The 7,152-nt window shown below is 72.5% G+C and carries 3 protein-coding genes; 2 read left to right on the top strand and 1 reads right to left on the bottom strand.

The window, feature by feature from the left end:
* Together D7Y11_RS40570 and D7Y11_RS40565 are read left to right on the top strand one after the other, a co-directional pair.
* A partial coding sequence (locus D7Y11_RS40570; RefSeq protein ID WP_126936349.1) for a flagellar motor protein occupies nt 1-3,165 on the top strand: 3,165 nt, incomplete at its 5' end.
* Nucleotides 3,166-3,180: 15 nt separating this feature from the next.
* Entirely contained in the window at nt 3,181-6,288 is a 3,108-nt protein-coding gene (locus D7Y11_RS40565) for a hypothetical protein (RefSeq protein WP_126936348.1), read from the top strand.
* Here the strand turns inward: D7Y11_RS40565 and D7Y11_RS40560 are convergent.
* Nucleotides 6,272-7,152 (bottom strand): DUF4388 domain-containing protein (locus D7Y11_RS40560; RefSeq protein WP_126936347.1); only part of this gene is annotated, 881 nt, incomplete at its 5' end. The genes D7Y11_RS40565 and D7Y11_RS40560 overlap by 17 nt on opposite strands.

The following is a 7,152-nucleotide window of genomic DNA, read 5'->3' as shown; positions in this document are numbered from 1 at the left end:
GCCCCCACCTCCGAGCAGAGCCGTCCCCCGGAAGCGCGCGCCGCCGACCACGGGAAGCTGCGCTTCCTCATCAGCGGCCAGGCCTCTCCCGGAGACCGGGTCCGCGCGGGCGACGTGGACGCCACCGTGGAGGACTCCGGCGCGTGGCTCGCGACCGTGCTGCTGACGCCGGGCTCGAACGTCATCTCCATCACCACCACCTCGCAGGGCGGCGCGGTGGAGTTCGCCCAGCAATCCTTTGACGTGGTTCGGCGTGGTGAGCACGGCTGGATCGTCATCCCTCACGCGAAGGAGCGCCTGGGCGCCATGCGCGGGCTGTCCCCGGACGTGCCCCTGCCCACGGGAGACACCTTCCTGCGGCTGGAGGTCGCCCCTGGTACCCAGGTGACGACCCCTGACACCCAACTCTTCGCGGGCCCCGACGGAGAGGTCCGCCTGCCCGTGCGACTCGTCCCGGGACGCAACACCGTCCGCATCTCGATGGCCCCGCCGCAGCGGTCCTGGAGTGCCGTGACCGTGACCGTCGAGGCGCGTGCCCAACCCTTCGTCGTGGGCCTGCTCGACGTGGAGGCCAGCATCGCGCCGGCGGGCGGTGGCTTCCGGCTGCGGGGACGCGGCGCCCTCCATGGCGAAGCCCAGCTGGGGCCCGTGCAGGTGGTGGGCGAGCTGGACCTCACCGACACCGACCTGCGCCAGCTGGACGACGCGCCGCTCGCGGACTGGCTGCGTCCCCGGAGGCCCGAGCGCTTCGACCGCTGGCCCGACCCCGACCTCGCCCCGGCGGAGTGGGGCGACAACTCCGTGTCCCTCACGCCCAACCCCGCGGAGGGGCGCCTGCGCCTGGAGGCGCGGCACGAGCAGTACGGCCGCGCGGGCTTCGGCACCTACCGCGCGCTCCTGCAGGACCGCGAGGTGGGCCGCTACCACCGCCCCCTCTTCGGTCCCTACGCGGAGCTGCGCGAACAGCTGGGCCCCGTGAGCGTGGGGCTGGACGCCTTCGCTGGCGGGCTCGTGGACCCCACGCGCGGCCTGGCCGCGACGCCCGCGCACGAAGAGCTGCTGGCCACCGGCGGCAGCCTCTACTACCTGGGCGGCGGCATCGTGGCGGAGGGCTCCGAGCTGGTTCGCGTGGAGGTGCGCGACGGCGTCACCGGCCTGCCGCTGGGCGAACAGCACCTCATCCGGGGCCGCGACTACGAAATCGATTACCTGGCGGGCCGCATCCTCCTCGCGCGCCCACTGTCGTTCCTCATCGGAGCGTCGCTCCTGCGCACGGACGCGCTCACCGAGACGCCGGCGCCGGTGCTCGTCGTGGACTACGCCGTGCTGCACACGGGGGATCCGCGCGACTCGGTGGGCGGCGAAGCCTGGGCGCGCTGGCGCGACTCCACCGTCGCCCTGGCCGCCGTGCGCGAGCGCCGGCTGGGAGCGCCCTTCCAGCTCCTGTCGGGGCGGGGACAGACGAAGCTGTGGGGATACTCGCTCCTCGCCGAGGCCGCGAGCAGCCGGGGCATCGCGGTGGAGCCCACCGTCTTCGGTGTGTCGGACGACGGCGGCCTGTCCTTCCTCCGCCCGGTGGGCACGCTGGACGACCACGGCGGCGCGGTGACCCTGCGCGTGAGTGGCCCCGGCGTGCTGGGCCCCGGGAAGGGGGGCTCCGTGGACGCCGCGTGGCGCGAGCGATCGAGGGGCTTCTCCGACGGCGAGCACCTGGACGCGGCCCGCTTCCGGCAGCTGTCCCTGCGCGCGATGCAGCCCGTGGGCCCGGTGGCGATCACGCTCCTGGGCGACGAGCGGCGCTCGGCGGATCCGCGCCTGCCCTTCGAGGACACGCCCTTCGGTGCCCGCACGCTGGGCGCCGCCGTGGCCTATGAGCGCTACGACGGAAGCGTGCGCCTGGAGCTGCGCGACAGCTGGCTGCGCGCCACGGAGGTGCCCGGGGAGGGCCCCGCGCTCGAAGGCGGCCGGACGTCCCTGGGCGTATCGGTGTCCCGCGTGCTGACGTCCCGCCTCACCGTGTCCGCGGCGCACCGGCAGCGGCTGCTCGAGCGCGGCGAAGGCCTGGGCCGGATGAACGACACTTTCACCTCCGCGGGCGTGGAGGTGCGACTGGACGACGCCGCCGTGGGCGTGAAGGCCGGCTGGGGCCCGGTGCTGGGCCCCCAGGCCTGGCTGGATGCGCGCGTGCAGCGCGGCCGCGAGACCTACTACGGCGGCTACTCCGTGGACGTGGACGGGCCGGACTTCGGCGCGGGCCGCGCGGTGACGGGCGCTCGCACGGAGGTCGGGGATGGCACCACCTTGTTCGTGGAGGACGTGAGCGCGCACGACGCCATGGCGATGCGGCGGGCGCGCGCCGTGGGCTTCCAGTGGGCGGCGGGACAGAGCGGCTTCAGCGCGGGTGCCCGCTACGAGCGCGGCGTGCGCAGCCCGCTGGACATCCAGAGCGACCTCACGCGCGACGTGGCCAGCGTGTCCGCGCAGTGGCTGCGCGAGCGCTTCCGCGCGGACGTGCGCGCCGAGCTGCGCCATGAAGAGGGCACGCCCGTGCGTGGCGCCCCTGGCCCGGTGGACCGCACCCAGGTGGTGCTGGCGCTGGCCGCGGAAGGCCAGTTGATGAAGGACGTGACGGCCTCCGGACGGTTGGATTTCGCGCACACCGCGGGCCAGGAAGGGCTGGAGGCCCGGTTCGCGCAAGGGTTCGCGGCGCTCGTCTGGCGGCCCGGTCCCTGGCTGGTGGTGGCCCGCTACGGCCTCACGCGCGAGCTGTCTCCGGGTGCCCGCTTCGCCTTCGGAGACCGGATGCTCCAGACGGTGTCGCTGATGCCGGCGGCGCGGCTGGGCGAGCGGCTCTCCGTGGCGTCCGGCCTGCACGTCGGACGCTCCAGCCTGGGCGAGTCCTCACGCTGGGTGTGGACGGGGACGCTGCGGCCCTCGGTGCGGCTGCTGGGGGGACTGGAGGTCGCGGTGGAGGCCGCCCGGCGTACATCGGCGGCGGACGGCCAGGGCCTGACGGCGCTCCGGCCAGAGGTCGCCTACCGGCTGGACGAGCGCCTGCGGGTGGCCCTGGGGTACACGGTCCTGGGGTTCAGCGGCTTGGGTCTGGAGGCAGAATCGGAGGATGCTCCGGATCGCCTCTATCTCCGGGCGGAAGTGGCCTGGTAGGCGCCGGGCAGAGGGATGACGAACGTGCGATTCGGGTGGCTCATCCTGGGACTGGGGTTGTGCGCGGGCGTCGCCCAGGCGCGCTGGAGGAACGTCGCGACCCAGAGCTATCCGAAGGACGTGACCGTCTTCCGGCCCGGCTTCTTCGCCGTGGCGACCGACACGCAGTTGTACGTGTCGCGGGATGGCGTCGTGACGACCCTCAACGTCGGCACGGCGGGCAGCTTCCTGCGCGGGTCCAACTGCGTGGTGGGCATCCGCATGGACGGGATGCTCCAGAGCGTGGCCGGTTGCTCGCCCGCCGATGACGGCAAGCGTCTGTTCCCTGACGACGGCAACGACTACGAGGTAAAGGCCGCGCGCGTCACAGTTGATGGGGGCGTGGGGTATGCCGTCGCCGCCGAAGGGCCCTTGCTGACACCGCGGTTTCGGACCTCGCTCCTCCCGAAAGAGGGAACGGCCGAGTGGGGCACCCTGACGACCCCGCCGACGGACCTGAGCGCCCAGCAGCATCTCGCGGTGCTGCCCCCTCAGTCGGATGGGCAACCCCAGGCGCTGTTCTCCGTCTCCGCGAACAAGGCGAACTTCCTCTGGTACCGGGGCACGGGCGCGGTGTCCTATATCGCCACGGGCATCGCCGCTCCGAACTCGGCCCATGGCGTCGCCCTTCTGCCGGGCTCGACGGCGGAGCAGCCGCTCGCGTTCTTCGGCAACGACTTGGGTCTGTTCCGAGGCACGCTTGGCGGATCCACCTATCCGTTCGAGCCCATCCTGCTGGCGCCTGGGTCGGTCGACGCGCTCGCGTTCGACGTGACGAGCGGCTCCAGCGCGGGGACGGGCTTCGGGCTGCTGCTCATCAAGCAGAAGTCAGACGGCAATGTGGTGGCGTACAGCGCGGAGCCGGTGGTTCCCCCCGAGCGTCCAGGCACGCTCTGGCGCCGGAATACGGACTTCCCCACGGGCATCACCCAGACCGCGGTGCAACTGGCCTGCGCGGATGCGTCCTACTGCGTCGCCATTCTCTACGGCTCCGCGCAGAACGTCCTCATCTACGAGAACTTGAGCCCGCCCAACGTGAGCGAGCTGCCTGACACCCTCTTCGTGGACGAGGGCAAGACCGAGAACGTGGAGCTCAAGCTGCGTGACCCGGATGGGGATGCCGTGCGGCTGTCTGCCACCGTGCGAGCGGGCAGTCCCATCCGCGTCGTTCAGGGGCCGCTCGACTCGCGCGAGGACAGCGGGCTCAAGCTGACGCTCACCGCGCCCACGGGCATCTGCAAGACCGAGACGTCCTGGCTGGACGTGGTGGCCTCCGACGGTCTGGGGGCGCACGACACGCCGAAGGATGTGAAGCTGGTGGTGAACCACACCGTCAAGCCTGGAGCCCCCCAGGTGACCGTCGACGCGGTGGATGGCAACGACTTCTTCGCGGGAGGGCCTTCCGGCACCTTCACCGCCACGCGAGGCATCACCGGCTGCGCGCCCGTCAAGTACACGTGGACAGCGCCCCCTGGGGCACCCGGGCTCGTGACGGATGCGGGCGTGGCCACGTTCACGCCCCCTTCCACCCGGGAGGACCGCTGCAAGCCGGACACGGCCAACTTCACCTACGCGGTGACGGCGAATGACGGAACCTTGGACTCCCCGCCCTCGACCGTCACGGTGCGGCTCCACCCATGGGGCCCCCCTGAGGCCCCGTTTACCGCCCCCTCGCGTGAAGTCTTCACCAAAACGGCTTTGCTTCCCCAGGCGACCCACGTGTGCGGAGGCTCTCCCGGAACGCCAGGACTGCCACCGGTGTCGACGTTCTGGTCGGTCCTGGAGAAGCCCTCGGGCGCGACGGTGACGGCCGTCCAGGGGAACGACCGGCGTCCCGTGGACCTGGAACCCGTCGAGGGCAACTCCGTGCTGCTTGACGGGGCGACGTGCGTGGAGGCCCTGAAGCTGAAGCTGCGTGCCTTCAACCGCATCACCGTGGAGGGCTTCGTCCTCGACAGCCCCACGGCCGACGTGGAGGTCACGGTGAAGCCGCGCTGGGTGCCCGTGGAATCGGTGAAGACGCTGGTGAAACTGGAGCCGGCGGAGGAGCGCATGCTGCGCGGCCACGTGACGACGGATCAGCCACTCAACTGCACGGGCATGCGTCTGCTTGCCACGGTGGTGACGCTGGAGGACCGGGACGATCCCAAGAAGGTGTTCGACACGTGGACGGCCACCGGAGGCGGAGGCGACTTCGCGCTGGACCTGCCCCCTACGTGCGGCAGCGCCAACTACACCGTGCGCGCGCGCGTGCATGAGACCCTGCCCGATGGCGGCGTCATGGCGCCGGAGGCGACGACGGAATTCCTCCGGCCGGCGCGCGAGGTGTTGCTGGGCGAGCTGAGCGGTGAGCTCATCGCCACCTGCGGCGAGGGCGCCCGGGGCACGCTGCGCCAGACGATTCCGGAGGGGGCCTGCTCGGCGGTGAAACTGAAGTGGGACCCTGCCGGAGGACCGGAGCTGGCGCCGCCCGTCACCCAGGATGACTCGGCGTCGCTGGCCACGGTGGACACGCAGCTGGAGTCCCTGGTGGGCGAGTTCGTCACCCTGAAGGTGTCGGCCGAGGGCGAGGGCGCCAGCGGGGCGGAGCGCGAGCACGCGGTGCGCATTGGCGCGCGGCCCTTCGTGACGGTGGAGCGGCGCACGGAGACGGGGGAGGGCATCAACTCCGGCCAGGTGGGCGTCACGGTGACGCTGCGCAACGACACTGCCTGTGACGTGAGCTCCATCCGCTACCAGGAGACCGTCACCGGCGCGCAGGTGGTGCCCCAGAGCGTGACGTTGAATGGCCGGCCGGTGACGCCGGCGGATGCGTCCGCGCAGCACTTCGCGGTGGAGCCGGTGTCGCTGCCCGCGGGCTCGACCGCGACGCTCACGTACGTGGTGCGCACGGCGCTCCTGGAGCCGCCGAAGTTCTCGGGCACGGCGTCGCTGCGCGAGGTCGTCGTGTCGCACACGGAGCCTCCGCCTCCCTCCACGTCGGGCTGCGGCTGCTCCGGCGGAGGCTCGGGCGTGACGGCGTTCGGGCTGGGCGCGCTGGCGTGGGCCGCGCGGCGCCGGCGGGGCGTCAGAGCCCGAAGCTGATGCGCTGGCGGCGGTTGGGCGTCTGCTGACGCTCCTCCAGCACGCCGGACAGCTCCAGGCCGCGCAGGGTGGCCAGGGCCTCGCGCTCGGACAGGTCCGTGAGGGCGAGCAGGTCCTCCACCGTCTTCGTGCCGTCCGCGAACGCGAGAAGCATCGCCTGGGGCCCCGCCAGCTTCAGCTCGTGCAGGCCGTAGGGCGGATCCGCCGTGGGGAACAGGCGGCGCCCGGGCGCCATGCGCTGGCGCAGCGCCACCAGCGTCTCCGTGCGCGTGACGCCTTCGAGGATGAGGTCCCCGGGGAAGAGCGACAGCGGCACCAGGTCCGCGCGCTGCGGCCTCATGGGGCTGAAGCCGTAGCCGCCCTCCGTCCACGCGAAGGTGGACCAGAGGATGTCCTTCACCTGCTCCTCCAGCAGCTGACGGCGCTGCTTGGGGGAGAGCAGGCCGCGCTTGAGCAGGGCGTCGCCGGTGCGCAGCGAGTGCTCGCGCGCGTAGCCCGCGGCCTCCGCGAGCTGCGCCTCCGTGAGCGCGCCCTTGCGCAGGCAGAAGCGGCCGAAGCGCTCCGGGGCCAGGTTGGAGGCGGCGTACACCACGCGGCCCGCCTCGAAGTAGACGACCTTGAGCACCGTGCCCTGGCGCAGCTTCAGCTCGCCGTGGTGGCGCGCTTCGTAATAGGCGTTGAGCAGGCGCGGCACCGACGTGTGCGCCAGGTCTCCGCCGAGCGACCACTCCGGCAACTGACGCCGCTGACGCACGGGCGCGGGCGCGGCCTCCGTCCACACGGCGCCACGCTGCGCGAAGGGCAGGGGCAGGGCCTCCGACACGTCGGCGGGCTCTTCCGGGGGCGCGGGTTCGCAGCCGGTCA

Source organism: Corallococcus sp. AB018 (assembly GCF_003986945.1).
GTDB classification, from domain to species: Bacteria; Myxococcota; Myxococcia; order Myxococcales; family Myxococcaceae; genus Corallococcus; species Corallococcus exiguus.
The sequence above is the reverse complement of the archived record's forward strand: the minus strand, read 5'-3'. Positions and strand labels throughout refer to the sequence as shown.